This window comes from Pantoea sp. B65 (assembly GCF_047308185.1).
Taxonomy (GTDB): Bacteria; Pseudomonadota; Gammaproteobacteria; order Enterobacterales; family Enterobacteriaceae; genus Erwinia.
Map to the genome: position 1 here is coordinate 25,027 of NZ_JAHXPU010000020.1, position 25,879 is coordinate 50,905.

Below are 25,879 nucleotides of genomic sequence, written 5' to 3' on the forward strand. Positions count from 1 at the left end.
TCTGAACCTCCGCCGGCGAAACTACTTTTTCTGATACGCGCTTTGTTTGCACAACCTCTTATTAATTATGCAAAAGTGATCCATCCCGGCAGCTAAAAGGTGATCGGAGAGCTAATCTGCACGCCTGCGCAAAGGAGTGCGGATGGTTATATTTTAATCTTCCGTCAGTGATGGTAGAGTCCGCGCATGTCAATACGGATGACAGGAGCCATGGATATGGGTACCACTCCCACACCGCATGATGCGGTCTTTAAACAGTTTCTTACTTCCCCTGACATCGCCAGAGACTTCCTGCAAATCCATCTGTCGCCGCTACTGTTGCAGGGCTGCAAACTCGACACCCTGCGTCTGGAGCCATGTAGTTTTGTTGAAGAGGAGTTGCGGGCATTCTACTCGGACGTGCTGTATTCACTGCAGACCGACAGCGATGAAGGCTATGTATATTGTCTGATTGAGCATCAGAGTTCACCGGACAAACATATGACCTTCCGGCTGATGCGTTATGCCATCGCGGCGATGCAGCGTCATCTTGATGCCGGGCATGAGCGTCTGCCGCTGGTGATACCGGTCTTGTTTTACCATGGCACGGTCAGCCCTTATCCTTATTCCATGAACTGGCTGCAGGCTTTTGCTGACCCGCAACGGGCCGCGCGAGTTTATGGCGCTGATTTTCCGCTGGTAGATATCACGGTGATCCCCGACGATGAAATTATGCAGCACCGGAGCATGGCGCTGCTGGAATACCTGCAGAAACACTGCCGCCAGCGCGATCTGAAGCTGATGCTGGAGCCGCTGGCAACGCTGATAAACAGCGGTTACACTACAAGGGAACAGCTGATTGCGGCGGTGAACTATATGCTGCAGGTGGGTGAAACAGCTGATCCGAAATCATTTATATATGCACTGGCGGAGCGTGCGGGTCGACATGAGGAACTGATGATGACAGCTGCAGAAAAGCTTGAGCGAAAAGGGATGGAGAAGGGTCTGGAACAAGGTCTGGAACAAGGTCTGGAACAAGGTCTTGTACAAGGTCTGGAACAGGGTCGCAAAGAAGGGATCCTGGAAGTGGCGCGTAAAATGCTTTCTGCCGGGCTGGAGCCAGCAAATGTCATGAAAATAACCGGTCTGGCGGAAGAAGAGCTGAGTCTGCTTCGTCGCTAAACTCGCCAGCCCGGAATCCCCGTGTTTGGCTGACTTTTGGTATCCCGGCAGCTAAAACCGCCTGATGAAGAGTATCAGGCGGTTTAAATCTCACATGGTTAACCTGAGAACCGCAGGTTGCGACTGAAATCAAATGCACTTATGTTCAGTGCCCGCGCTGGCAGACACGGCGGACACCCCTTCCGGCGGTGCCTTGCAGTGGAGATTGGCAGCGACAGGACCTGCGGCCTCAGGCAGGCCAACACAGGAATAATCGGTGTGGTCCGCAGCTATCAGGCGCGAGATGTGGTTTATCGCTCGCTGCCTGCGCTCGTCGGGAGTCAGTTTAGTTTTATTCATCATCCAGCTCCTCTGTTTGTGTACGAAATTTCAGCAAATCATACTGCCGCCGTCTCCGATGCCAAATGGCCGGCCACGGTTTCAATGTACTGCTCCAGAGCACTGAATGATGTCTCACAGTCCATGGTGCCGTGGATATGGACCAGGCCCGCGTGCTCAAGATAGCGGTGCAACACTTCATCACTAATTGCGTGGCAGACACGAATTTTCAGTGTGTCTTCTGCTGCGTTGCAGTGCTCAATTAAAGCGAGACTGTAGAGATAAAGGGTATAGAGGATATACCTGAACATGCGACCATTAAGGGGATGCTCAGGCTCGTCTCTGGTGAAATTTTCAAAGCCTGGGATCTCGACGGAATTGGTATGCGGATTAAAAAAACATGCGCATATACCTGCAGGTTTACTCTGTGCTGTACACAGCTTAAAAGCAAAATCGAAACCTTTTTTTTCAGGATCTACCAGAAGGGCGTCATCGTAATTCAGCATCGTTTTTTGCCATAACAGCGTTAAGCGATGGCGGTTAGCGAAAATCCATTGTTCGTCATGAGGCGTCAGTTTTCCGGTGGTTAAATCAAATGGCTCCAGCACGCTATTCATATCTGAAAGCGTCTGCTCAATGATTTCGGAGTAAGTTAAACGGACGTTTGCAGCCTGATGGTGTGAGAGCCCGTTTTCAAAGCAATCATCATTCTCCATATTATCCATCCTCCATCCCTGTGGCGATAATGGCAAATACGATAATGGCAGTCTGAGCTGCTGGCAACCAGGGGGGCAGGATTTTGTGTTCCAGGTAGCATGACAACCGTCGGCAGGCGGATGGCGCGGCTTTGCTGAATCAATCCGGGTATTTGCGTTCTCGCCGGGATAAAGGTCGCCAAAAGCTCGGGTATGTGAATTATTTATCTTAGGGTCTTAGGGGGTATTAAGCAGTCAGTGCAGAATTTCTGTCTAATCAGTAGATTACTTCACAAAAAATACGCCGGCATGTCGCGTAAACGAGGCTGGCGTAAACTGTAGTTCTGTTTGGTAAGACTTTTTTAGTGTCGGTTAATATTTTTTTATTAAAACCCCTTAGTGCTGGACAAAGAATCAGTTATTCAGCTTATCGCCAGCACCTCGCAGTTCTGGCATTGGGGGAAAAAAAGGGGCGGCTCGCCGTTCTGCAAACGGTGTTCATCGCTGGCCAAACTCTGGCAGGATTAAGCTTTTTACCATCCATAGTTGCTCTCCATCTGTAGCTTATAAGTCACACTGTATACACTAACACAGATTTTATGTGACTCATAGTCCGTGGACTCATAAACATCATTAAGTCATGTTAGATGAATGCATAACAGGGAAACCATTCAGGCTCGTTTTGGCGAGCGCATCAGATCGCTTCGCACACAGTCGGGCATGTCACAGGAAGCTTTTGCCGACAAGTGTGGGCTTGATCGTACTTATATCAGCGGTATTGAGCGCGGAGTCCGTAATCCAACGCTGGCCGTTATCAATACGCTTGCCTTAAGTCTGGGGATCGAGTTAAAGACTCTCTTCGACTGGCCATAACGTCACACCGCTTAAAAAAACGCTTAACATTATCCGACAAGCGCCATTATGCCTGTAGGGCAGGGGAAGAATTTTACTCCTTCCCCTGCAATAAACTTAACGCAGATCGAATCGGTCCAGATTCATCACCTTAGTCCATGCCGCAACAAAATCTTTAACCAACTTCTCGCCCGCATCGTTACTGGCGTATACCTCCGCCACGGAACGCAATATCGCATTCGAACCACACACCAGGTCTGCCCGGCTGGCAATGAATTTTACCGATCCGCTAAGACGGTCGCGTCCTTCAAACAGCTCAGCAGAAGCATCGATGGCTTTCCACTCGGTGCGCATATCCAGCAGGTTGGCAAAAAAGTCATTACTGAGTACACCCACCTGATCGGTGAAAACGCCGTGCTGACTGCCATCGAAATTGCAGCCAAGTACACGCAGGCCACCGAGCAATACCACCAGCTCTGGTACCGTCAGGGTTAACTGTTGTGCTTTGTCGATTAGCAATGTCTCAGAGGAGGTGCCATTGTTTATCCCGCGATAATTACGGAAGCCATCGGCGGCCGGTTTAAGCAGCTCGAATAGCTGAATATCGGTCTGATCCTGACGGGCGTCGACACGACCCGGGCTGAAGGGAACCGTCACTTCCACATTAGCCGCTTTGGCCGCCTGCTCAACACCCACCACCCCCGCTAATACGATAATGTCAGCCAGTGAGGCTTTACCGGACGCATGCTGAATCGCTTCCAGTTTTGGCAGCACCCGGGCAGCAATGGCATTAACTTCCCAGTCTCTCTGCGGCGCCAGCGCCAGACGGGCGCCATTAGCGCCGCCACGCTTGTCGCCGCCGCGGAAGGTTGAAGCTGAAGCCCAGGCAACTGAAATCAGTTCACTGACGGAAAGACCAGAATGGGCAATCTCTGCTTTGAGACTGTCGATATCAGCAGCGGTTGGATAATAAACCGGCAATGGCAGTGGGTCCTGCCAGATCAAATCTTCTTTCGGCACTTCCGGTCCAATGTAACGCGCTTTGGGGCCCATGTCCCTGTGGGTCAGTTTGAACCAGGCACGGGCGAAAGCATCGTTAAATGCCTGCGGATCATTGAGGAAACGCCGTGATATTTTCTCAAATTCCGCATCAAACCGAAGGGTCAGATCGGTGACCAGCATGGTTGGCTTACGTTTCTTTAAAGGATCGAACGGGTCAGGAATAATTTCCGGCGCGTCAACAGCTTCATACTGAATAGCGCCGGCAGGGCTTCGTGTCTGCACCCATTCATATTTGAACAGGTTTTCAAAGAAATAATTACTCCACTGGGTGGGCGTTTGCGACCAGACCACTTCCAGGCCCGAGGTAATGGCATCGGCACCAGACCCGCTGCCATGAGTGCTGACCCAGCCAAAGCCCTGAGCTTCGATTGGCGCGGCTTCGGGATCAACGCCAACATGGCTGGCTGCTCCTGCGCCATGGGTTTTTCCCAGCGTATGACCACCCGCAATTAACGCAACGGTTTCCTCATCATTCATCCCCATATTGCCGAACGTCGCGCGAATCGCCGGTGCCGCCGAGGCCGGATCGCCACTGTTATTCGGGCCTTCAGGGTTGACATAGATCAGACCCATCTCGGTTGCGCTGGTGGGGGACTGAGCCAGAGACTCCGGATGACGATGTTCCAGCCAGGCTTTCTCCTCGCCCCAGTTCACATCAAGATCGGGTTCCCAGACATCTTCACGCCCGGCAGCAAAACCAAAGGTACGAAACCCGGCGTTTTCCAGCGCAACGTTACCGGCCAGAATAAACAGATCGGCCCATGATATTTTTTGACCATACTTTTGTTTAACCGGCCACAGCAGGCGGCGAGCCTTATCAAGGCTGACGTTGTCCGGCCATGAATTTAATGGTGCGAAGCGCTGCTGACCGCGTCCGGAGCCACCGCGACCATCGACAGATCGATAGGTGCCTGCACTGTGCCATGCCATGCGGATGAAAAGGCCGATATAACTGCCCCAGTCAGCGGGCCACCATGGCTGAGAGTCAGTCAGCACTGCCTTAAGGTCGGCTTTGAGCGCGGGGTAATCTAACTTGCTGAATTCTTTGCGGTAGTCAAAATCGTCACCCAGCGGGTTTGAGCGACTGGAGTGTTGGTTCAGCAGGTCCACGCGTAACTGATTAGGCCACCAGTCACGATTGTTAGTGCCGCCGCCAGCGCTTCGATTAACGTTTTGCTGGTGAAAAGGACATTCTCCTGCTGATAAGGCATTGTGTTTATCAGTTGGCGTGCTCATGTTTATGCTCCTGTTAATAGGCCGTTACTACCATAATCCTCTGCTTTAATAAGGCATACCTGTATTAACCTACAGATTTGATAGCTGTTTCCTTTTGAATTGGCTTTTCAGATGCGCCATTTTCCAACGCCTGAGTGCGTCACATAGGGCATTCCGGCTGATACGTGAGGCCATTGCGCTGAAATAGGAGGATTTACTGATAATTATTGCAGAAATAGCGGAACAGAAACGCCGGCCGGCAGCATGTTTGTAAATAAAATGGGTAATTATCCGTACGATAGTTTGATTGATTAAGACAGTACTTAATGCTGGAAGATATCGTCAATAAGAGTGGTCGTGACGAGAGGATCATCAATATGCGTTACTCTCCTCCATTGCGCGCGATTCCCTTCTCGACCACCCACCGCCATGCAGCGGCAATCACCGTTATGTTTACTATACTCACTGCGCAAAAATTTTTTTGACACTAACATTTCTGTAAGTACTTACTAAAAGTAATTTTTGGTCTTATAGTCTGTTTCCAGAATTCAACGTAACTGAAAAAAGGAACATGATCATGACGATTGCAATTACCGGCGCGACTGGCCAGCTAGGCCAACTGGTGGTGGAAAAACTGAAAAGCAAAGTGGCTGCCAGCGATATTGTTGCTCTGGTCAGAACACCGGCCAGGGCGGCGAGCCTCGGCGTGACTGCGCGCGAAGCTGATTACACCAAGCCGGAAACTCTGGAATCGGCACTGCGTGGTGTTGATACGCTATTGCTGATTTCCGGTAATGAGATCGGCCAGCGTGCCACCCAACATGCTAACGTTATTGCTGCTGCTAAAAAGTCGGGTGTTAAACGTATCGTTTATACCAGTCTGCTGCGTGCCGACAGCTCTCCGCTGAACCTGGCGCCTGAGCATGTCCAGACCGAGAGCGATCTGAAAGCTTCCGGTATTGCCTGGACCATCCTGCGTAACGGCTGGTATACAGAAAACTACACCGGTTCGATTGCCCCGGCTCTGGGTCTTGGCGCTTTCTACGGCAGTGCCGGCGAGGGCAAAATATCCTCCGCCGCGCGCGCTGACTATGCTGAAGCCGCCGTGGTGGTTCTGACCAGCGAAGGCCATGATGGCAAGACTTATGAACTGGCCGGGGATACTGCCTGGACGCTGAGCGATCTTGCCGCTGAAGTCAGCGCACAGGCCGGAAAGGAGATTCCTTACCGCAATATTCCGCAAGCAGACTATGCTGCTGCGCTGAAGCAGGCGGGCCTGCCGGACGGTTTTGCTGATGCCATCGCCTCCTGGGACGTCGGCGCATCGCAGAATGCTCTGTTCGACGACGGTCACCAACTTTCGACACTGATTGGCCGTCCGACTACCTCGCTGAAAGGTAGCGTGAAGAGCGCTCTCGCCTAACTTCGCAGACAGGCTCCTGGTTTCGCGGGAGCCTGTCAGAAAGGATCGCAAACGTTGCAGCGAGCAGAATGAAAACCATCCGTTTAAGTTGTCTGTGGCAATCAAAAGCGCTATAAAGCTAAAAAAATTTAGTCAGTACCGGCATAAAGGTTAGCAAAATATGAACTCCACAGAAGATAACTCCCCGGACAACCTGACCGGAGCTTTCTTACGTTGCGATGTGATGGCTGCCGACTGCCCTTCGCGCAAGGTTTTGCAACACCTGACCAGCCGCTGGGGGATGTTAATCCTTGTGGCATTGTTGCCGGGTACGCAACGGTTCAGTAGCCTGCGCAGAAAAATCGAAGGGATTAGCGAGAGAATGCTTTCACAGACGCTGCAGACGCTGGAAGCGGACGGAATGATTGCCAGGCATTCGATGAATACCATTCCACCGCATGTCGAATATAATTTGACAGAAGTTGGCGCCGAAGCAGCGGTGAAAATACACGATTTAGTGAAATTTATTGAAGACAGCCAGACCGCTCTTCTTTTTGCTCAGCAACGCGTAAGCTGACAATAAAATTTGCCACTGCGTTGATATCAACTGGCGATGCATAACACCGATCGCGCCATCCGCCAGATTTCTACCCCTTATCGGGATCGGTTTTTCAGCTGGTCGACGCCCCTGACATTTGCACAACCGATCGCTGGTCTCCGGCAGCTCAGGGGTAATTTGCATAAATAACCCGCCGAACGGTAACCACCGCGCGTGGCTAACCCTAACCGCCGCACTTTTTCCCTGTTTGCGATTGTGATGCTATACAGGTTGATATGTTAATGACGTCTGACTCGCCAGGATGCCTGAAGCATCCCGCTTCTGACCAGCGAACCGGAGACCCCGTAATGCCGAATCTTCAACCAACCACGGCGGCACAAAAGCGCGCGCTGATAGCCGGTTCTGTGGGTAACTTTATTGAGTGGTATGAGTTTGCCGTTTATGGCTTTCTCGCCACGATTATCGCCCGGAACTTTTTCCGTCTGGAGGGTGAAGCGGAACTGACCGGCATCATCCTGACCTATGCGTCGTTCGCTATCGCCTTCTTCTTCAGACCGCTGGGGGCTATCTTCTTTGGCCGAATGGGGGATCGGATCGGGCGTAAACCCGCGCTGATTTTCGTGTTGATTATGATGACGCTGGTCACCACCGCCATTGGTTTTGTACCCACCTATGCCAGCATTGGCGTGGCGGCACCACTGATTATCACCGGGCTGCGCATCCTGCAGGGGTTGTTCGCCGGCGGCGAATACGGCGGCGCGGTTTCTCTGATGACAGAATTCGCCCCGCGCGCTAAGCGTGGCCGTTATGGCGCCTGGCAGTCATTCACTGTCGCACTGGGGCTGCTTGCCGGCGCAGGCGTGGTAGCGCTGCTCTCTGCCATGCTCAACGAGGAAGCTATGCACAGCTGGGGCTGGCGTATTCCATTCTTCCTGGCGCTGCCGTTGGGGGGCGCGGCGCTGTGGTTGCGCTACAGCATGGAAGAGACCCCCAGCTTTATTCAGCAACAGAAAGCGCAGCAAGCGAACCGGCCAGCGCTGGCAGCAGCCAGTCTGGCGGCAACGCTGAAAATCATTCTGCTGGCAATCAGTCGCGTGATGGTGTGGTCTGCCGCCGGTTATACCTACCTGGTGATTATGCCGACTTACCTGCAGTCATCGTTACACACTGGCTTTAATCAGGCATTGCTGATTGCGGTCATTTCAAACCTCGGCTTCGCGGCGACTATTATTCCGGCCGGGATATTGAGCGACAGAATCGGCCGTCGCAATGTGATGGTTCTGGCTGCCTGTCTGTTGCTGATGCTGGCATTCCCGTTGCTAAAAATCCTGCAGGCAGAATCGTCAACATTGCTGATTAAGGCACTGGTGGTGTTGGTTGCTGGTGGGATCGTCGGACTGCTGGCTGGACCGGGGCCGGCGATGCTGTCAGAAATGTTTCCGACACGGGTTCGCTATACGGGGCTGGGGCTGGCCTATTCGCTGTCAAATGCCATCTTCTCGGGCTGTGCGGGACTGATTATTACTGGTCTTATTAAACAGACCGGTAATCTGGATATTCCTGCGTGGTACGTTATGGTCACCGCGGCGGTGAGTATTCCGGCGCTGCTGACGCTGAATAAAACAGATCATTTACGATCTTTAGATGAGCCGATGGCCTGACAGGTAACCGATGGTGGCAGGCTGCCGGGAAACTGGTCGCCCGCCATAAGCTATTCACTTCCCAGTAATCCACTGAATTCATTATTATTTTCCCTCATTTCACTTGCTTCTCCTCACTGCTGATTCGCATCACATCAGACCTCAGGATTCAGCTTTGTCAGCCCCTGATGATGAACTCCGCTGTTTAGGTGTTGTCCTGGGCGCAATCAAACAAAATTTTGTGAAATAGTTCTCAAATAGTTCATTTTGTAAACCATTGGGCTTGCCAGGTAAAAATTGCGGTGTAGATTATAAAACAACTTCACAATAAATCGTGAAGAAGGAAAGTACATCACAAACGGTTATTGAAGGATCCTTTTCCATGTCAGAATTGAAATTTGCCACAAGACTGAACTCTTTCGCCTCCGGAGCACACCTCTACTGGCCGGAACTCCAGGGAAAACCCTCAGTGTTGCAGATGATTGCACGAGCGGGAAAAGTTAACGGGTTAACCCATCTCGACCTCAATTATCCGCAGCATCTCACTACCGATATTCAAACTATGCGCCTGGCTATTGAGGACGCAGGTCTGGCGGTCAATGGCATGCAGATGCGTTGGGATGCCCCGCAATTCAAGATTGGCGCCTTCACCAACCCCAATCCGGCCATTCGCCGTGAAGCCATTGAACTGACGAAACGTGGCATTGACGCCGGTCGTGAATTTGGCTCACGCCTGATGACGCTGTGGATGGGGCAGGATGGTTTCGATTACTGTTTCCAGGCGGATTACAAAAAAATCTGGGAAGACGCGGTAGGTGCTGTTCGTGAAGTGGCGGAATATGCCCCGGATATTGATATCAGCATCGAATACAAACCGAATGAGCCGCGCGCTTACAGTATTTTCCCGAATGTAACCACCTGTCTGCTGGCTGTTGCGGAAGCTGGCTGCCCGAACCTGGGGATTACGCTGGATTTTGCCCATGTCCTGTTTGCGAATGAAATCCCCGCTTTTGCAGCGGCAATGGTGGCACGCCGTTCACGCCTGCTGGGGTTGGATCTTAATGACGGCTGGGGCAAACGTGATGACGGTCTGATGGCGGGCTCAGTGAACCCGCGTGCCACGCTTGAATTCCTGTGGCAAATGCAACGTGATGGTTATCAGGGAGCTTACTACTTCGATACCTTCCCGGACGCCAGCGGTCTCGATCCTATCCGCGAGGCGGAAATCAATATTGCCACCGTCACCCGATTGCTGAAATTGTGCGACAAGCTTAATGATAACGAAGAATTACATCAGGCGATCAGTCGTCAGGATGCTGTCGCCTCGCAGCAAATCGTCAACGATATTATGTTTGCCAGATAGCGCATGGTGACTGGCTGAAAACGCTGTACCCCACAAGATGATAATAAAAGGTCTGGAAAATGAAAAAATTATTACTCTCCGTACTGACATCAACCCTGTTCTGCTCGACGGTATATGCGGCCACGCTGGCGCCTTTACAATCAGATACCGAGCCGGATCGTACTGACTGGACACAATTAACCAGCAAATACGGTCCGATGCCGAAAGTTGACAGTAAGCTTAAAATTGGGGGCGTATCCAAGACATTAACCAATGAATACTGGCGTTCACTGGGTGAAGGCTATCAAAACGTAGCGAAGAAATACGGCTTCACGGTGGCATATCAGGCAGCAGCAAATGAAGACGATCAGCTTGGCCAGCTTTCCATCGCTGAAACTCTTATTTCGCAAGGCTTTAATGGACTACTGGTGTCACCACAAACCGATATCAATCTGGAACCTGCGCTGGAAAGCGCGAGTAGCAAAGGCATTCCGGTGGTGAATGTTAATGATGCGGTCGTGCCAAGTGCGCAGTATTACGTGGGCAATGTGCAAAAAGATAATGGCGTACGCGTAGCCAAATGGTTTATCCAGCACCATCCGAATGGCGGCAAAGTGGCAGTGATTGAAGGGCAGCCCGGCGTCTATGCGGCTGGTCAACGCACCCGTGGTTTTAAAGAAACGCTGCAAACCAATGGCAAGTTCAACATCGTCGCCAGCGTACCGGCGAACTGGAGTCGTGAGCAGGCGTTCAATGCAGCCTCTACCATCTTGCAACAGCATCCCGATTTGATCGGTTTTTATGCCAACAATGACACGATGGCCCTCGGGGTGGTGGAAGCCGTTCGCTCGCTGGGTAAATCGGGTCAGACGGCAGTATTTGGTACCGATGGTATTTCCGATGCTTATGCGTCGATCAAGCGTGGCGAACTGACCGGTACGGTAGATAGCTTCCCGATCCTGACCGGTGAGGTGGCAACAGAGGTGATGCTTCGTCTGATTAATGGTCAGAAACTTTCTCGTGTGATTTCAACACCGCAGGCGTTAATCACTAAAGAGAATGCTGACGCCTTCTCAACCAAAGACAACGACAAGCTGCGTCAATTGTTGGCACAGCAATAATCCTGGCGGAGGGTGTATGGAACAGTATCGCTTAACGATGCGCGGCATTAGCAAAACTTACGGCAACGCCGCCGCGTTACAGGATGTGGATTTTTCTGTGAAACCTGGTGAGGTCCATGCCCTTATCGGTGAGAACGGAGCAGGTAAGTCCACATTGCTGAATATTCTGTCGGGGGTACGGGCAGCTGACAGCGGCGAGATCAGCGTCAATGGACAGCCGGTGCAGATGAAAAATCCGCTCAGCGCACGCCATGCTGGTATCGCTATGATCCATCAGGAATTGCAGCATGTTCCGGAGCTCTCCGTCGCACAGAATATGTTTCTGGGGCGCCCGCTGACGCAAGCCAGTGGATTGTGGGTAAATAAGAAAGCACAGCTGGCGCGAGCAAAATTAATATTGAATCAGCTCGATCCGACTATCGATCCCAACGAGCCGATCAAAAACCTGAAAGTCTCGCAGCAGCAAATTGTTGAAATTGCCCGAGCCATGCTGGATGACGCGAAAATTATTGCGATGGATGAACCCACATCCAGCCTGACGCCGCGCGAATTTGATCGCCTGGCTGAACTGATTGCGGATCTGAAATCAATTGGCGTCTCGCTGATCTACGTATCACATAAAATGAATGAAATCTTCAAAGTGTGTGACCGCGCAACCATCATGCGTGATGGGCGGCAGGTCGGCGTGGTGAATATTGCCGATGAAACCGAAGAGAGCATTGTGGCGAAAATGGTCGGACGCAAAATCGACAAGCTTGAGCATAACTCCTGGGCCAGCGAGCGCGAAGTTCTGCGGGTGGATAAGCTGTCGCGTGGCAAATATGTACAGTCGGCCTCTTTTCGTGTGCATGCCGGTGAAGTTCTCGGTATCGCCGGTCTGGTCGGCGCTGGTCGTACGGAGCTGCTTAAGTTGATCGCTGGTATTGATAAACGCAGTAGCGGGGAGGTTTTTGTTAACGACCAACCTGTTCGCAATCACAACGTCAGCGCAGCGATTCGCGCGGGTATTGGTCTGGTGCCGGAAGACCGTAAAAAAGAGGGCATTATCAAAGAGCGCGCGGTCAAGATGAATATGGCGCTGCCTTCGATGCGTAACTTCACATTTGGCGGCATGATCCGTAAGGCGAAACTTAACCAGGTGGCGCTGGAGGTCATGGGCGATCTGAAACTGCGTCCTCTCAGTATTGATAAAACCATCGGTACCTTAAGTGGCGGCAACCAGCAAAAAGTGATTATTGGCCGCTGGGTAGCCGCTGACGCACAAGTTTTTTTGTTTGACGAGCCAACCCGGGGAATTGATATCGGCGCCAAGTCTGAGATTTATAATCTCATTGAAAAACTGGCCCAGGCAGGAAAAGCCATTATCGTGGTCTCATCGGAAATGACCGAAATTATACGAATATCCGACCGCGTATTGGTGATGCGAGAAGGAAAAATCACCAGGGAACTTCAGGGCGACGCCATTACGGAAGATAACATTGCGCGCTTTGCGATTAACGATCTGGACGCTGTTGTTTAACGCTTATCCTGCATTTATTATAAAGGCCATAACTATGATGACTCAAAGTAATACCCGGCCCGTAGGCCAGGTTTCGGCGCTGTTTAAATTGAATCTGCGTGATGCAGGAACATTAATCGGTTTGCTGATTATCGTTATTACCTTTTCATTTTTATCACCGGTATTTTTTACCATACCCAACTTACTGAATATTTTGCAGCAGTCCTCGATTAATGGCCTGATTGCGCTGGGTATGACGCTGGTGATTATCTCCGGCGGCATTGATCTTTCGGTTGGACCAACCGCCGCGCTTTCTGCCGTACTGGGCGCCACCATGATGGTGGCTGGTGTGCCGGTACCTCTGGCGATTATGGCGACGCTGGGTATCGGTGCGGTATGCGGCGTCTTCAGTGGCGTACTGGTCGCCTATGCTGGGTTACAGCCGTTTATTGTGACGCTGGGTGGTTTGTCGTTATTCCGCGCCATTGCCCTGATTTATACCGGCGGAAGTCCGGTATTCGGGATCCCGATGGAATTTCGCAGTTTGATAAACAGCACGCTTTTCGGCATTCCAACCCCGATCGTTATTGTGGCGGTAATTGCCCTGGTGCTGTGGACCGTGATGAATAAAACCCCATTGGGAGAATATATTCTGGCGGTTGGCGGGAATGAGGAGGCCGCACGTGTGGCCGGGGTACCGGTAAAAAGGACCAAAGTTACCGTATTTATTATTTCAGGTACGCTGGCATCGTTAGCATCGTTGATCCTGATTGGTCGGCTCGGGGCGGCAGAACCCACCATTGGCAATCTCTGGGAGCTGGACGCAATTGCTGCTGCGGCGATTGGCGGCGCCTCACTGATGGGGGGGAAGGGTAGTGTGGTCGGGACAATTATTGGTGCAATCATTCTTGGCGCGTTACGTAACGGCCTCACTTTATTAAATATTCAGGCCTTTTACCAATTGCTTGCCACCGGGCTAATTATTATCATAGCAATGTTGATTGACCGGGCGACAAGAGGCAGGTAATGAAGCAGGATCCGCGAGCCATTGGCGCTCAAATACGTATGCGATTACCACAACTGACGCCTTTAGAACGTCGGGTTGTGGAAGCGATTACCAGCAGAACAGATATCACTGAGCAAACCTCATTAAAAGAGATTGCTCAGGAAAATAATGTCTCTGAAGCAATGATCGTAAAAATAGCCAAAAAGCTGAACTTTTTAGGATTCAGAAATTTCAGAAGCAGTCTGATTTATTACAACGAATCCGAAGTGGCAAGCTTGCATGCGGAAATTGAGCCGGAAGACTCGTCGGAACAACTGCTGGCAAAAGTATTCAGAACCTCTATCCAGGCTATCGAAGAAACTATTTCGATTCTGGATATCTCTGAATTCAACCGCGCGGCAGACATCATGTTTAGAGCGCGCCATATTGATTTGTATGCCGTAGGCGGATCGGCCACCGTAGCACGGGATCTTTCCCATAAGTTGCTAAAGATCGGCATTAAATCTACGGCTTATGATGACGCGCATATCATGCTGATGTCGGCGGCGGTGTTATCGGACGATGATGTGGTAATTGCAATAAGCCATTCCGGCGCCACCCGTGCGGTGAACGATCCGGTAAAACTGGCCGTGCGCAATGGCGCCAAAGTGATTGCGATTACCAATTATGCCGAGTCGCCTATTGCGCGTAATGCGCATGTGGTTCTCAATTCAACCTCTCAGGGATCGCATTTGTTAGGGGAAAACGCTGCGTCACGCATTGCCCAGCTTAATATTCTGGATGCTCTGTTTGTGGCTATTGCCAAGAAAGATCTTAAGCAAGCGGAAAAGAACCTGATGAAAACTCAACGTGCGGTTCAGGACCTTCGGGAATATTAGCTATGGGCAAAATCGTTGTTGTCGGCAGTCTCCATTACGACATCATGTTAAGTGCCCATCATCGGCCAGAAAAGGGCGAAACGGTGATGGGAACCGGATGTGCTTATAAATTTGGCGGTAAAGGCGGTAACCAGGCGATTGCCGCCGCGGTTGCCGGAGCTGAAGTCTGTTTTGCCGGCTCAGTTGGCGATGATCAACCGGGGCAATTTCTGTTACAAACGTTGCAAAAGCACTCCGTGTATACCGGTTATGTTTCCGTGCTCAAGGGGCAACCGTCCGGCATGAGCGTGGCGATCAGCGACGCGGAAGGCGATTATGGCGCAGTGGTGGTGTCCAACGCAAATCAACACATTGATTTGTCGACTTTCAGTCAGGAGGCTTTCTGGCAGGACGTGGACATGCTGGTGTTGCAAAATGAAGTGCCGGAAGCAGTAAACCTCAGCGCGGCGCAGCAGGCGAAGCAGCGTGGCATATCGGTCAGCATTAATGCTGCGCCAGTACGCGATATCAGTCCCGCACTGCAAAACTGTATCGATGTTTTAGTGGTTAATGCCGTTGAAGCACGAGATATGTGTCAGGTTGAGGTGAAGGATCTGCGCTCCGCCAGCCTGGCGGCGCAAACTCTGGCGCAGCGTTTTGCCAAAGTGATAGTCACTGCCGGCGAGCATGGTGTCGCATTTTGCCAAAGCGGACAGGCGGTACACAATCTGCCGGCGGTTAAGGTAAAATTAGTCAGTACCCACGGTGCGGGCGACTGTTTTATGGGAGTGCTATGTACATCGTTAATCAATCACATCCCTTTAGAACACGCGGTGGAAAAAGCTAACGAGGCGGCAGCCTTGCACGTTTCGCGCGTCAGTTAATCGCTTATCCTCTCTGTGCGCTTAACGTTTTCCTCGCAGGCCTGAATGCAGCAGGGTATTCTGCGTTAAGTGTTCAGGTGATACTCTCCCGGTCTTGCTGGAAGGCCGGGGGGCGTCAGCCATACTTCCCCTCGTTCAGCGCAATTTCTGACCATACCCTGCTCAGCAAACATCAAGGCCGATAACAGAGGAGTTGTGTACGTGCCGAAAACTGAAACCGCGTCTTTACCTCGTGCTCAATCCACAGTACTGGTTTTTTTCATGTTTATCATTCCGCCTCTGCTCTGGGCGGGAAATTACATCGTCGGGCGCGCCATTCGCGATGATGTTCCGCCGGTAACACTGACGCTGGCGCGCTGGGCTGTGGCACTACTGGTAATAATGCCTTTTGCCTGGTCCCATATCCGGCGTGATTTTCGCCGTTATCGGCAATATGCCGGGCGCATTATTGCCGTTTCGCTCAGTGGTGTCGCCGCCTTCAGCCTGCTGGTGTATTTTGGCCTGCATCACACCTCCGGAACCAATGCTCTGTTGCTGAATTCCTGCGTGCCGGTACTGATCATGCTGTTCTCCGCTATTTTTTTTGGTAACCGACTCACTGGCAAACAACTGAGCGGGCTACTGATCTCCTGCGGTGGTGTGCTGACGATTATCTTTAAAGGCGATCCGCGTGGGGTATTGCAACTGGCATTCTCCTCCGGCGATCTGATGCTGCTGTGCGCAATGGCCAGTTTTGCCCTTTACACTCTCTGGCTGAGAAAAATCCCGGCGGACATTAACCGTATGGGATTGCTGGGTGTACAGGTGATTATCACGCTGATTGCCGTGTTTCCACTCTGGATAGGGCAATCGCATGCGGATGTGGCGGCTAACTGGAACAGAACCACCTTTTCCGCGGTGCTGTTTCTCGGTATTTTTCCCTCTTTCCTCTCTTATCTGCTTTACGGCCGCTGTGTGGAAGCCATTGGCGCCGCGCGGGCGGGGTTAAGCATCCATCTTATCCCGGTATTTGGCGTAACATTGTCGCTGATTTTTTTAGGCGAGCCGCTGCATCTGTTTCATCTGGCCGGTATTTTCACCATTCTGGCCGGTGTTGGTCTGGCCAATATGAAAGCGGCCGGCTAAGACGGATCGCAGGACAGACAGTAAAAAGGGTGCTGAAAAGTATGCGAGTTCTGCTGATTGAAACCATACCGGCAGGAGTAGAATAGGGCTTAGGGCGTAAACTTTGCCCGCGGCCCGAGCATCATGCTTATCGTCATCCTGTCCGGAAACGGGCGCAGAACGGGTCTTTTCTGCTGTTTTGCTGCGTAATAACGGCAGATGTGTTTGAGTGATAAGCAAAAAGATTGCCGCTTCGCTTAGCGCGGGAGTATTCTTAGCAGTAATCGCTTCGCGAGCCTATGCGCAATACGTTCTTTATATTCTTACATTCAGGCCACCTATGAAAAACCGCAAACCTGTGGAACCAATACTGGCGGGCGCCATAATTGAGTCCTGCAGGAAAGAGAAATACACACTTCCACGTTTCAGCCGGGATTTGATCGCCGGCATCACTGTCGGGATTATTGCCATCCCACTGGCAATGGCTCTGGCCATCGCCAGTGGCGTGCCGCCTCAGCACGGACTTTACACCTCGGCCATCGCCGGTATTGTTATTGCGCTGGCGGGTGGCTCCCGTTTCAGTGTTTCCGGCCCAACCGCCGCCTTTGTGGTTATCCTGTACCCGGTTTCTCAGCAGTTTGGTTTAGCGGGCTTACTGATTGCCACGCTGATGTCGGGGATCCTGCTGATATTGATGGGGGTCGCGAAACTTGGCCGCCTGATCGAATATATTCCGTTGCCCGTCACCCTCGGCTTTACTTCCGGCATCGCCATTACTATCGCCACCATGCAGCTGAAAGATCTGTTTGGCCTGACTGTCACTGTGATGCCGGAGCACTACCATCAGAAACTCTTCGCGTTGTTGCAGGCGCTGCCAACTCTCAATCTGGCTGATACATTGACTGGCCTGGTGACTTTGTTGGTGCTTATCAGCTGGCCGAAGTTCGGGATCCGTTTCCCTGCGCATTTACCGGCACTGATCGCCGGTACGCTGGTTATGCTGGCGATGTCCGCCGCCGGTTATTCTGTAGCGACCATCGGCTCGCAGTTTCACTATCTGCTGCAGGACGGATCGCAGGGGACGGGTATTCCGCCGATCCTGCCAGAATGGGTACTGCCGTGGAATCTGCCCGGCACCGACGGCGTCGTCCATACACTGGACTGGTCAATGATCCAGGCACTGCTGCCGGCGGCATTTTCGATGGCGATGCTGGGTGCGATTGAGTCACTGCTGTGCGCCGTGGTGCTTGATGGCATGACGGGAACCAAACACCGATCCAATAATGAACTGATCGGTCAGGGGCTAGGCAATATCCTGGCGCCGTTCTTTGGCGGAATTACCGCTACGGCTGCCATCGCGCGTTCCGCAGCCAACGTACGCGCTGGCGCCAGTTCGCCGGTTGCCGCCGTGATCCATTCATTAATGGTGATTCTCTCGCTGCTGGTGCTTGCTCCGCTATTGTCTTATTTGCCGCTGGCGGCAATGGCGGCCTTGCTGCTGATCGTTGCCTGGAATATGAGTGAAGCGCATAAGGTAATCTATTTGCTCAGGCGCGCGCCAGGGGACGATATCGTCGTCATGCTGATCTGCCTCAGCCTTACCGTGCTGTTTGATATGACCATCGCCATCTCCATTGGCATTGTGCTGGCATCGCTGTTGTTTATGCGCCAGATAGCCGGGATGACCAGTTTCTCCACTCTTTCGGGAACGTGGCCGGCGAATATTGTGGTTATCAGGATCAATGGTCCGCTTTTCTTTGCCGCGGCGGAGCGGGTATTCACCCAGCTGCTTGCTGAGGTGAATGGCGATCAGCAGAAACTTATCCTGCAGTGGGATGCGGTTCCTCTGCTTGATGCCGGTGGGTTGAATGCCTTTCTGCGTTTTGCCGAATTGCTTCCGCCAGGAAAAACTCTGGTCATTACCGATATCCCGTTTCAGCCATTAAAAACTCTTGCCAGGGCACAGGTAAACCCCGTACCGGGTCGGCTGGAGTTTTATGCCACTTTACCTGATGCGCTAAATGCCCTGCATGACTGAACCCGCGCCGGTGGCGCCGCAAGATTAATCTTGCGGCGTATTGGCAGCAATGATGGCGGCAACGCTGCCATCCTGTTGCCATTGCGCCAGCAGTGAGCACACTGCGGCGTAGAGCGCGGTTTTTTCCACCGGCACACATATAGCCTGGTTAATCCGGGTAAAACTGTCTCGCAGTACGCGAAAATCGGGGTTTTGTCGTGCCACCAGTTCCAGCGGTTGCCGCACCCCGGCGGCCATATCGCCTTCACCAGCAACAAAGGCGGCAATAGCATGCTGAGAAGAAGGTAAACGATGCAGTGTGGCCTGAGTTAATGTCCGGCTCAGATAGAGATCGTAAGCGGCGCCTTTACCCACATTGATCACCACGCCAGGCTTATCCATTTGCCCAACGCTCTGCCACTCAGAGGCTGCTTTGACCATCAGCGTCCCCTCGATGGTCATATAGGGCTCGGTAAAGCTCAGGACTTCAGCACGTTTGGGATCGATTGCCAGGAAGGCCAGATCCCAGCGCTTCTCTGCGGCGTCATCCACCACTTTCCCGGCGGTAGAGTAGGGGAAAAGGGTCAGTTCAACCTCCAGCGCCGCCGCTATTTTCCGCGCCAGGGCAACAGTAATGCCCCCGGGCTGACCATCGGCTTCGGTGGTTGCCAGCACCGGGTTACCCAGATTAATGGCTACAGAAAGCCTGTTTGCTTGCGCTAAACCCAACTCTTTAACCGACGGCATTTGCTTGTTCCTTCATTTTATCGTCCCCTCAGGGATGGTTGATTAAAATTCAGGCGGCGGATAGCGCCAGCCACCAACAGATAACACACATTCAGAATGGCACATACTCAGCGGCACTGGAGCAAACGTAATTGTTCTGCGGTAGTGGTGGCGCCGCCACAGACGATAACCAGAGGCTTTTTGTAGGGTTCAGGCACCGCTTTGCGCTCATAGACGCAGGCGAGACTGGCTCCGCAGGCCGGCTCGGTTAGCACCCGATGGTCATCAAGGAAGCGGTTGCATGCGGCGACAGCTTCCTGATCCGATACTAACAGACTGTGAACCGGATGCTGCTCAGCACAACGCAAAGCCTGTTCGCTGACGCGTTTGGCTCCCAGCGAGCTGGCAACGCTGCTGATAGTGGCCAGCTCCACCGTATGGCCAGCCCTGAGAGCGGCATTAATAGAGCGTGATTCGATGAGGGGGGTATTGATATGTAGATCCATAAAGCTCTCAGCAACAAAAAGGGGTTTATTGTGCATTCTGGCGTTGAGATAGCGGCCAACGCTCCCAGGGTAACAGGTTATACTGTTTACAATTATCTGGATAAAATGAAGAGTAATAAAACAAGCTACCCATTTTGCTTATCGATTCTTTTCGACAGCATGTCATGGAAGATCCGGGTCGCCATGGAGAGGGTTCGCTGTCGCGGTAAACAGAGATCGACTTTAACCACTCCCATCACCGGATCGGCCAGAGAGATGGCGATCAGTTTCTCATGTTCAGCCGTGTCATCGACATTAAGCTGCGGCAGAATAATCAGCGCCTGCCCAAGTACGGCCAGCTTTTGCTGCATATCCAGTGAGCTGGTGATAAAGCGCATATCAAAGGTCAGATTCTCCCGTCTGGCGGCGGATTCCAGCAGCTGCCGGACGGAATAGTTCGATGGCGGGATGGCTAGCGGGTGTTGCGCGACATCCCTCAGCGTCAGAAAACTTTTGCCGGACAGGGGATGGTTAATCGACATCAGTACCTTATGCATCAGTTCGCAGGAATTGGTCACCTGTAGCTCAGCACTTACCGGCATATAGAATGTCAGCGCCACATCTGCTTTCCCCGAAATCAGTTCCTGCGCGATATGGGGTGCGCTGCCTATTTCTATTTCAAATGTCACCCGCGGGTGAGCCTGCCTGAATTCAGTTATCACCGGCGCAATAAAAGAAGAGATCAGACTCTCCGCCGAACAGATCCTGATCGCGCCGGAAACGATGCTCTGGGACGTTGATATCTTTTCTTTCACCAGGTCCAGTTCACGTAATGTGGCCTCGACTGCCTGCGCCAGATACTCGCCTTCGCGGGTCAGTTTTATCCCGCGCGGGCTGCGTTCAATCAGCGCTGCACCATAGAAGTGTTCAAGTATCTCAATCTGACGTGTTACCGCAGTAGGGGTGACAAACAGTTTATCGGCGGCTTCGCGTAGCGAGCCGGATTTAGCCACCTGACTGAAGTATCTCAGGGCACGTAACTGCATAATTTCCCCCTTAAAATCAAAAGACTACCGGCTTAGTACATCAACCCGGCAATTTTCGCGCCACTCTGTGGCAATTTCCGCCATCAGGCTATGCCGGCTGATTTAGCCGGTGCGTTAAGCCGATTGCCCCGTTACGAGGCAGCAGGATCCATTTGTGTGCCGCCGTGCGCGCCTCTTTTTCGCTGCGCGAGGGCGCTAAAAAAAACCGCTTACTATTCATTGTGTTGGCTGAGTACCCTGAGTGCCAGCCAGCCGGTTAAACAGCAGGAGGGCGCACATTTTGAGTGCATAAGTTCCCCTTTACCGCCATGGCATCACTGGCTGTTAAATAACTTAAACCCTAATAATTAATATAATTCAATTGGTTATATTTATGTATAGGGTTTTCTTATTTGCTGTCGGCTGTTTAAGTGCACACATTTTATAGACACTGAGCCAGCTGATTTGTGATAGAGGCCTGGCGAGTGGTTTGCTATATCTCTGATCTCCCGCCACCACTTCTGCGGGGTGAATATCGCCGCTTTTGGCAACTGGCCGCACCGGTAGTGAAAAAATAATCAGCTCTTCTTCGCAACGAAACGGTTCCGGTGAAGAAGAATTCTGTCGTTCGCATGAACACATTGAGGAAGACCTTAAATGTCGAGTGAAATAAGCCATAGCAGGCAAGGGCCGAAAGCTTCACGCAAAGAAGTGCTGGCCGTCGTTCTTGGCGCGGCGGTTGAGTTTTTTGACTTCAGTGCTTATGCAACTTTTGCCGTCATGATTGGGAATGCCTTCTTTCCCTCGAACAGTCCATTTATGAGCCTGTTATTATCAGTGTCGGTATTTGGTATCGGTTTTGTTGTGCGACCTTTAGGCGCGATATTTATTGGCAGTTATGCGGATCGGGTGGGACGTAAGCCCGCGATGCTATTGACCATGGTGCTAATGACCATCGGAACCGGCGGGCTGGTGATGCTGCCCGGATACGAAACCATAGGTATTGCGGCGCCGATCCTACTGGTGGTCGTGCGGATGATGCAGGGACTGGCATGGGGCGGCGAAGCGGGCCCGGCAACCACTTTTATTATGGAAGCCGCACCGCAGGGTAAACGTGCATTCTATGCCAGCTGGCAGATCGTCGCGCAGGGCATGGCGGGGATTACCGCCGGCCTGATTGGCTACTCACTGACCGTTGTCTTATCGCCTGAGCAGTTATCAAGCTGGGGATGGCGCATCCCGTTTGCTTTTGGCTTACTTATCCTGCCGATTGCCATCTATCTGCGACGCAACCTGCATGAAACCTTTCAGACCGGCGAGAATCTGGCGCAAAAAACAACCGGCGGCCTGCTTAACGAGGTGTTTAAAAACTACCGTGGGCTGGTAATTATCGGTATTTTCATGCTTTCCGGCAGTACCATCACGCAATATTTCCTCAACTATATGACGACATACGCCCTTAATGAGCTGCACTTTGCTCCGGGCACGGCGATGGTCTCAACCATACTGATCGGTATCTGTGTGGTGATTTTCTCGCTGGTGGGGGGATGGATGGCCGATCGCTTTGGCAGGAAAGTCACCATTATTGTCCCCCGGTTGATCCTGCTGTTATTACTGCTGCCGGGTCTGGAACTGATTAATACCGTCCGCAGCGACACGGTATTCTTCAGCGTAATCGCCATCTTTGCCGCCCTGCAGTGCATCAGTGGTTCCGGCGTACTGGTGGTGTTGTGTGAAAACTTCCCGAAATACATCCGCTCAACCGGCTTCTCCATCGCCTATGCGTTTGGCATCACTCTGTTTGGCGGTACCGCCCAGATCGTCTTCTCCTGGCTGATTAAATCGACCGGCAACCCGGTATCGCCGGGCTACTACCTGATTGCGGCCAACATTCTTTGCCTGATTTCTATCGCGGTTTTAAAAGAAAGAAACAGCCTGCGCGCGCAGGTGGCAGTGAAAACCTGAGGCGGCGGCAGGTTAAGCAGAAGCTGTTGAATTGAACCATCAGTATTAAAAACTAACAGGATACCGCACCGATGAAGAGCGTAATGAGTTGGGATGAATGGGCCGCATGCGATGCGACTGCGCTGGCAGAGCTGGTCAGTAAAGGTGATGTCTCGGCGGCTGAGCTGGCGCAACAGGCGGCGGCGGCGACGGCGCGCATCAACCCGAAGATTCATTCGGTCGTGGAGCTATTTGACGATGCCATTGCCGCCCCGGAAACTGATGGTACCTGTCTGGATGGGGCGTTTCGCGGCGTGCCTTTTCTGATGAAGGATCTCGGCCCCGGTGTTAAAGGTCGTCTGCAGGAGCAGGGCTCTAAATTTCTTCAGGGTAACCGTTCGACTGAAGACGCCTTTCTCACTGCCAAAATCAGGCAGGCGGGGCTGAATATCATCGGGCGCAGCACGGCGCCAGAATTTGGCGTCTGTGGCTCGGCAGAAAACCCGGAAATTTATATCACCCGTAATCCGTGGAACCCGGAATACACTACCTTCGGCTCCTCAGCCGGTGCCGCCGCTTCGGTCGCCGCCGGCATTGTTCCTGTTGCGCATGCCACTGACGGTGGCGGATCGATCCGTATTCCTGCCGGGTCTCATGGGCTGATCGGGCTTAAAAGTTCCCGCGGGGTGTTTTCTATTGCTCCCGCCTTGTCCGATATCAGCGGCTATGTGTCGACCCAGGGCTGTGTAAGCCGTTCCGTCAGAGATACCGCCGGTTTTGTCGACAGTTGTCGCGGCGCGGCGCCCGGGGAGTTTATGCCGTACTGGCACAGCGATCGGCCCTACAGCGAAATGATTAAAAGGGATCCGGCGCCGTTGCGCATTGCGGTTTCACACCAGTGGGGGCAGTACCAGGCCGATCCGCACTTTATCGCGGAACTGGAACGTACCGCCCGCTTTCTGGCGGAGCTCGGTCACCAGGTAGAATGGCTGGTGCCTGATATCGACTTTGACCAGGCTTTCAGCGCTCAGACCACGTGTTACATCAGCAATTTTGCACAGTTTATTCAGCGTTTACTGGAGAAAAAAGGGCTTTCCGCACCTCCTGAGGATCAGGTTGAACCGATAAATATCAGGATCTGGCAAAAAGGCATTGATATGTCCTACAGCGAACGCTGGAAAATGCAGGATGTCTTTAATACCACCTCGCGACGTCTGGGGGAATTCTATCAACAATGGGATGTTATTCTTACCCCGACGTTTGCCAAACCGACGCCGCTGCTCGGGGAAAAAAAATATCTGACTCTGAGTGATAACCCGGATGTTCTCAGCTGGTTCTATCAACTATGGGAAATTTTCTCTTACACCCCGTTAGCCAGTCTGACCGGCACCGCCGGGATCTCAGTACCGCTGGCCTGGCAGCAGTCAGGTTTGCCGCTGGGGATGCATTTCCAGACCCGGCAGGGAAATGACGGGCTATTGTTACAACTGGCGGCGCAAATGGAGAGGGCGCTTGGCGGTGGTTTTATCAATCACACTCTGCCGGCGGTGCATGTGACGCGCTAATGATTGCGAAATGGATGGTTATCCCTGAGTGAGGAGTATTACTATGCCCGAGAACCACGCAACAGAATGTTTAAACCTGAAGGCGCACTGGATGCCATTCAGTGCCAACCGTAATTTTCAGCGCGACCCGCGTTTTATTGTGGCGGCAGAAGGTCAGTGGCTGATTGATGATAAAGGCCGTCGCATCTATGACAGCCTCTCAGCGCTCTGGACCTGCGGCGCCGGACACTGCCGCACAGAAATTCAGCAGGCGGTAAGTCATCAGCTGAGTACGCTGGACTACTCCCCGGGTTTTCAGTACGGACATCCGCTCTCGTTCCGACTGGCGGATAAAATTGCTAATCTGATGCCCGGCGATCTTAATCATGTCTTTTATACCGGTTCGGGCTCTGAATCTGCCGATACCGCCGTCAAAATGGCGCGCGCTTACTGGCGCGTTAAAGGCCAGCCAGCCAAAACCAAATTGATTGGCCGCGCGCGGGGTTATCATGGCGTCAATATTGCCGGCACCAGCCTCGGCGGGATTGGTGGTAACCGGAAAATGTTTGGCCAATTTATGGATGTCGATCATTTGCCGCATACCCTGCAGGCGGGGATGGCGTTTACCCCGGGCATGGCGGCCAGCGGTGGTGTTGAGCTGGCTAATGAGATGCTGAAATTAATCGAATTGCACGACGCCTCGAATATTGCCGCGCTGATTGTCGAACCGCTTTCCGGCTCGGCGGGGGCGATTATTCCGCCACAGGGCTATCTGCAGCGGTTACGTGAAATTTGCGATCAACACCAGATCCTGCTGATTTTCGATGAAGTGATCACCGGCTTTGGGCGCATGGGCCGCTGGACCGGTTCTGAATATTTTGGCGTCACCCCTGATATCCTGAATTTCGCCAAACAGATCACCAACGGCGCCATTCCACTGGGCGGGGTGGTCGCCAGCAGCGAAATTTATCACACTTTTATGTCGCAATCGCTGCCGGAGCATGTGGTTGAGTTTGGCCATGGTTATACCTACTCCGGCCATCCGGTGGCCTGTGCCGCGGGTCTGGCGACGCTGGAACTGCTGGAAAAAGAGAATCTGATCGAGCAGTCAGCTGCGCTGGCGCCGCACTTTGAACGCGCCTTGCATGGAGTGAAAAATTGCCCGAACGTGCTGGATATCCGTAACTGTGGTCTGGTCGGCGCGATTCAGCTGGCCGCACGTGATGGCGATGCGGTGGTGCGGCCGTTTGAGGCGGGTATGGCGCTGTGGAAGGCGGGTTTCTACGTGCGTTTTGGTGGCGATACCCTGCAGTTTGGTCCGATGTTTACTACCCAGCCGGATGATTTAGATCGTTTGTTTAACGCGGTGGGCGATGTGCTGCATCAGATTAGCTGAACACGGGTGTGGAGGGATCTCGCCGG

The 25,879-nt window shown here is 52.5% G+C and carries 21 protein-coding genes; 16 read left to right on the plus strand and 5 right to left on the minus strand.

Features of this window, described 5'->3' with window-relative positions:
* The first annotated feature begins 210 nt into the window (after positions 1-210).
* Entirely contained in the window at positions 211-1,161 is a 951-nt protein-coding gene (locus JWF83_RS08925; protein ID WP_413649852.1) for an Rpn family recombination-promoting nuclease/putative transposase, read from the plus strand.
* A 377-nt stretch (positions 1,162-1,538) separates the two neighbouring features.
* On the opposite strand, the gene JWF83_RS08930 is transcribed toward JWF83_RS08925, so the two are convergent.
* Positions 1,539-2,195, minus strand: coding sequence for a hypothetical protein (locus JWF83_RS08930; protein WP_413649853.1), 657 nt, complete (start codon positions 2,193-2,195; stop codon positions 1,539-1,541).
* 699 nt (positions 2,196-2,894) lie between these two features.
* On the opposite strand from JWF83_RS08930, the gene JWF83_RS08935 reads away from it, so the two are divergent.
* A complete protein-coding gene (locus JWF83_RS08935; RefSeq protein WP_413649959.1) occupies positions 2,895-3,047 on the plus strand; it encodes a helix-turn-helix domain-containing protein in 153 nt (50 codons plus the stop codon).
* Positions 3,048-3,143: 96 nt separating this feature from the next.
* On the opposite strand, the gene katG is transcribed toward JWF83_RS08935, so the two are convergent.
* Complete coding sequence (katG, locus tag JWF83_RS08940; protein ID WP_413649854.1) at positions 3,144-5,324, minus strand: catalase/peroxidase HPI; 2,181 nt, start codon at positions 5,322-5,324, stop codon at positions 3,144-3,146.
* Positions 5,325-5,880: 556 nt separating this feature from the next.
* On the opposite strand from katG, the gene JWF83_RS08945 reads away from it, so the two are divergent.
* The 11 genes from JWF83_RS08945 to dauA all read left to right on the plus strand — a co-directional run bounded on the left by JWF83_RS08945 (position 5,881) and on the right by dauA (position 18,754).
* Positions 5,881-6,726 (plus strand): SDR family oxidoreductase, encoded by an 846-nt coding sequence (locus tag JWF83_RS08945; RefSeq protein WP_413649855.1) that lies wholly within the window; start codon positions 5,881-5,883, stop codon positions 6,724-6,726.
* A 160-nt stretch (positions 6,727-6,886) separates the two neighbouring features.
* Entirely contained in the window at positions 6,887-7,282 is a 396-nt protein-coding gene (locus JWF83_RS08950) for a winged helix-turn-helix transcriptional regulator (RefSeq protein WP_413649856.1), read from the plus strand.
* A gap of 329 nt (positions 7,283-7,611) precedes the next feature.
* Complete coding sequence (locus JWF83_RS08955) at positions 7,612-8,925, plus strand: MFS transporter (protein WP_413649857.1); 1,314 nt, start codon at positions 7,612-7,614, stop codon at positions 8,923-8,925.
* Between the two features lie 361 nt (positions 8,926-9,286).
* On the plus strand, positions 9,287-10,267 hold the full coding sequence (locus JWF83_RS08960) for a TIM barrel protein (RefSeq protein WP_413649858.1): 981 nt from the start codon (positions 9,287-9,289) through the stop codon (positions 10,265-10,267).
* Positions 10,268-10,326: 59 nt separating this feature from the next.
* Positions 10,327-11,367 (plus strand): substrate-binding domain-containing protein, encoded by a 1,041-nt coding sequence (locus tag JWF83_RS08965; RefSeq protein WP_413649859.1) that lies wholly within the window; start codon positions 10,327-10,329, stop codon positions 11,365-11,367.
* Between the two features lie 16 nt (positions 11,368-11,383).
* Positions 11,384-12,886, plus strand: a complete 1,503-nt coding sequence (locus tag JWF83_RS08970) for a sugar ABC transporter ATP-binding protein (RefSeq protein WP_413649860.1) — start codon at positions 11,384-11,386, stop codon at positions 12,884-12,886.
* Between the two features lie 34 nt (positions 12,887-12,920).
* Entirely contained in the window at positions 12,921-13,892 is a 972-nt protein-coding gene (locus JWF83_RS08975) for an ABC transporter permease (RefSeq protein WP_413649861.1), read from the plus strand.
* A complete protein-coding gene (locus JWF83_RS08980; protein WP_413649862.1) occupies positions 13,892-14,749 on the plus strand; it encodes a MurR/RpiR family transcriptional regulator in 858 nt (285 codons plus the stop codon). Before JWF83_RS08975 ends, JWF83_RS08980 begins: the two co-directional genes overlap by 1 nt.
* 2 nt (positions 14,750-14,751) lie before the next feature.
* Complete coding sequence (locus tag JWF83_RS08985) at positions 14,752-15,612, plus strand: ribokinase (RefSeq protein WP_413649863.1); 861 nt, start codon at positions 14,752-14,754, stop codon at positions 15,610-15,612.
* A 261-nt stretch (positions 15,613-15,873) separates the two neighbouring features.
* Complete coding sequence (locus tag JWF83_RS08990) at positions 15,874-16,737, plus strand: DMT family transporter (protein WP_413649864.1); 864 nt, start codon at positions 15,874-15,876, stop codon at positions 16,735-16,737.
* A 319-nt stretch (positions 16,738-17,056) separates the two neighbouring features.
* Positions 17,057-18,754 carry a C4-dicarboxylic acid transporter DauA gene (gene dauA, locus JWF83_RS08995; protein ID WP_413649865.1) on the plus strand — a complete coding sequence of 566 codons (1,698 nt, stop codon included), beginning with the start codon at positions 17,057-17,059 and terminating at the stop codon, positions 18,752-18,754.
* A 24-nt stretch (positions 18,755-18,778) separates the two neighbouring features.
* Here the strand turns inward: dauA and JWF83_RS09000 are convergent, their stop codons facing one another.
* From JWF83_RS09000 to JWF83_RS09010, 3 genes are all read right to left on the minus strand, one after another.
* Positions 18,779-19,480, minus strand: a complete 702-nt coding sequence (locus tag JWF83_RS09000; protein ID WP_413649866.1) for a transporter substrate-binding domain-containing protein — start codon at positions 19,478-19,480, stop codon at positions 18,779-18,781.
* Between the two features lie 107 nt (positions 19,481-19,587).
* Complete coding sequence (locus JWF83_RS09005; RefSeq protein WP_413649867.1) at positions 19,588-19,965, minus strand: pyridoxal-phosphate dependent enzyme; 378 nt, start codon at positions 19,963-19,965, stop codon at positions 19,588-19,590.
* Positions 19,966-20,090: 125 nt separating this feature from the next.
* Complete coding sequence (locus JWF83_RS09010) at positions 20,091-20,990, minus strand: LysR family transcriptional regulator (protein ID WP_413649868.1); 900 nt, start codon at positions 20,988-20,990, stop codon at positions 20,091-20,093.
* Between the two features lie 636 nt (positions 20,991-21,626).
* On the opposite strand from JWF83_RS09010, the gene JWF83_RS09015 reads away from it, so the two are divergent.
* From JWF83_RS09015 to JWF83_RS09025, 3 genes are all read left to right on the plus strand, one after another.
* Entirely contained in the window at positions 21,627-22,934 is a 1,308-nt protein-coding gene (locus JWF83_RS09015) for an MFS transporter (RefSeq protein WP_413649869.1), read from the plus strand.
* Between the two features lie 71 nt (positions 22,935-23,005).
* On the plus strand, positions 23,006-24,478 hold the full coding sequence (locus JWF83_RS09020; protein ID WP_413649870.1) for an amidase: 1,473 nt from the start codon (positions 23,006-23,008) through the stop codon (positions 24,476-24,478).
* Between the two features lie 43 nt (positions 24,479-24,521).
* Positions 24,522-25,853, plus strand: coding sequence for an aspartate aminotransferase family protein (locus JWF83_RS09025; protein WP_413649871.1), 1,332 nt, complete (start codon positions 24,522-24,524; stop codon positions 25,851-25,853).
* The last annotated feature ends 26 nt before the right edge of the window (positions 25,854-25,879 follow it).

Bases quoted from the DNA above. Each gene is read 5' to 3' on its own strand.
- JWF83_RS08925 (WP_413649852.1), top strand. From the start codon at position 211: ATGGATATGGGTACCACTCCCACACCGCATGATGCGGTCTTTAAACAG.
- JWF83_RS08930 (WP_413649853.1), bottom strand. From the start codon at position 2,195: ATGGAGAATGATGATTGCTTTGAAAACGGGCTCTCACACCATCAGGCT.
- JWF83_RS08935 (WP_413649959.1), top strand. From the start codon at position 2,895: ATGTCACAGGAAGCTTTTGCCGACAAGTGTGGGCTTGATCGTACTTAT.
- katG (WP_413649854.1), bottom strand. From the start codon at position 5,324: ATGAGCACGCCAACTGATAAACACAATGCCTTATCAGCAGGAGAATGT.
- JWF83_RS08945 (WP_413649855.1), top strand. From the start codon at position 5,881: ATGACGATTGCAATTACCGGCGCGACTGGCCAGCTAGGCCAACTGGTG.
- JWF83_RS08950 (WP_413649856.1), top strand. From the start codon at position 6,887: ATGAACTCCACAGAAGATAACTCCCCGGACAACCTGACCGGAGCTTTC.
- JWF83_RS08955 (WP_413649857.1), top strand. From the start codon at position 7,612: ATGCCGAATCTTCAACCAACCACGGCGGCACAAAAGCGCGCGCTGATA.
- JWF83_RS08960 (WP_413649858.1), top strand. From the start codon at position 9,287: ATGTCAGAATTGAAATTTGCCACAAGACTGAACTCTTTCGCCTCCGGA.
- JWF83_RS08965 (WP_413649859.1), top strand. From the start codon at position 10,327: ATGAAAAAATTATTACTCTCCGTACTGACATCAACCCTGTTCTGCTCG.
- JWF83_RS08970 (WP_413649860.1), top strand. From the start codon at position 11,384: ATGGAACAGTATCGCTTAACGATGCGCGGCATTAGCAAAACTTACGGC.
- JWF83_RS08975 (WP_413649861.1), top strand. From the start codon at position 12,921: ATGATGACTCAAAGTAATACCCGGCCCGTAGGCCAGGTTTCGGCGCTG.
- JWF83_RS08980 (WP_413649862.1), top strand. From the start codon at position 13,892: ATGAAGCAGGATCCGCGAGCCATTGGCGCTCAAATACGTATGCGATTA.
- JWF83_RS08985 (WP_413649863.1), top strand. From the start codon at position 14,752: ATGGGCAAAATCGTTGTTGTCGGCAGTCTCCATTACGACATCATGTTA.
- JWF83_RS08990 (WP_413649864.1), top strand. From the start codon at position 15,874: ATGTTTATCATTCCGCCTCTGCTCTGGGCGGGAAATTACATCGTCGGG.
- dauA (WP_413649865.1), top strand. From the start codon at position 17,057: ATGAAAAACCGCAAACCTGTGGAACCAATACTGGCGGGCGCCATAATT.
- JWF83_RS09000 (WP_413649866.1), bottom strand. From the start codon at position 19,480: ATGCCGTCGGTTAAAGAGTTGGGTTTAGCGCAAGCAAACAGGCTTTCT.
- JWF83_RS09005 (WP_413649867.1), bottom strand. From the start codon at position 19,965: ATGGATCTACATATCAATACCCCCCTCATCGAATCACGCTCTATTAAT.
- JWF83_RS09010 (WP_413649868.1), bottom strand. From the start codon at position 20,990: ATGCAGTTACGTGCCCTGAGATACTTCAGTCAGGTGGCTAAATCCGGC.
- JWF83_RS09015 (WP_413649869.1), top strand. From the start codon at position 21,627: ATGTCGAGTGAAATAAGCCATAGCAGGCAAGGGCCGAAAGCTTCACGC.
- JWF83_RS09020 (WP_413649870.1), top strand. From the start codon at position 23,006: ATGAAGAGCGTAATGAGTTGGGATGAATGGGCCGCATGCGATGCGACT.
- JWF83_RS09025 (WP_413649871.1), top strand. From the start codon at position 24,522: ATGCCCGAGAACCACGCAACAGAATGTTTAAACCTGAAGGCGCACTGG.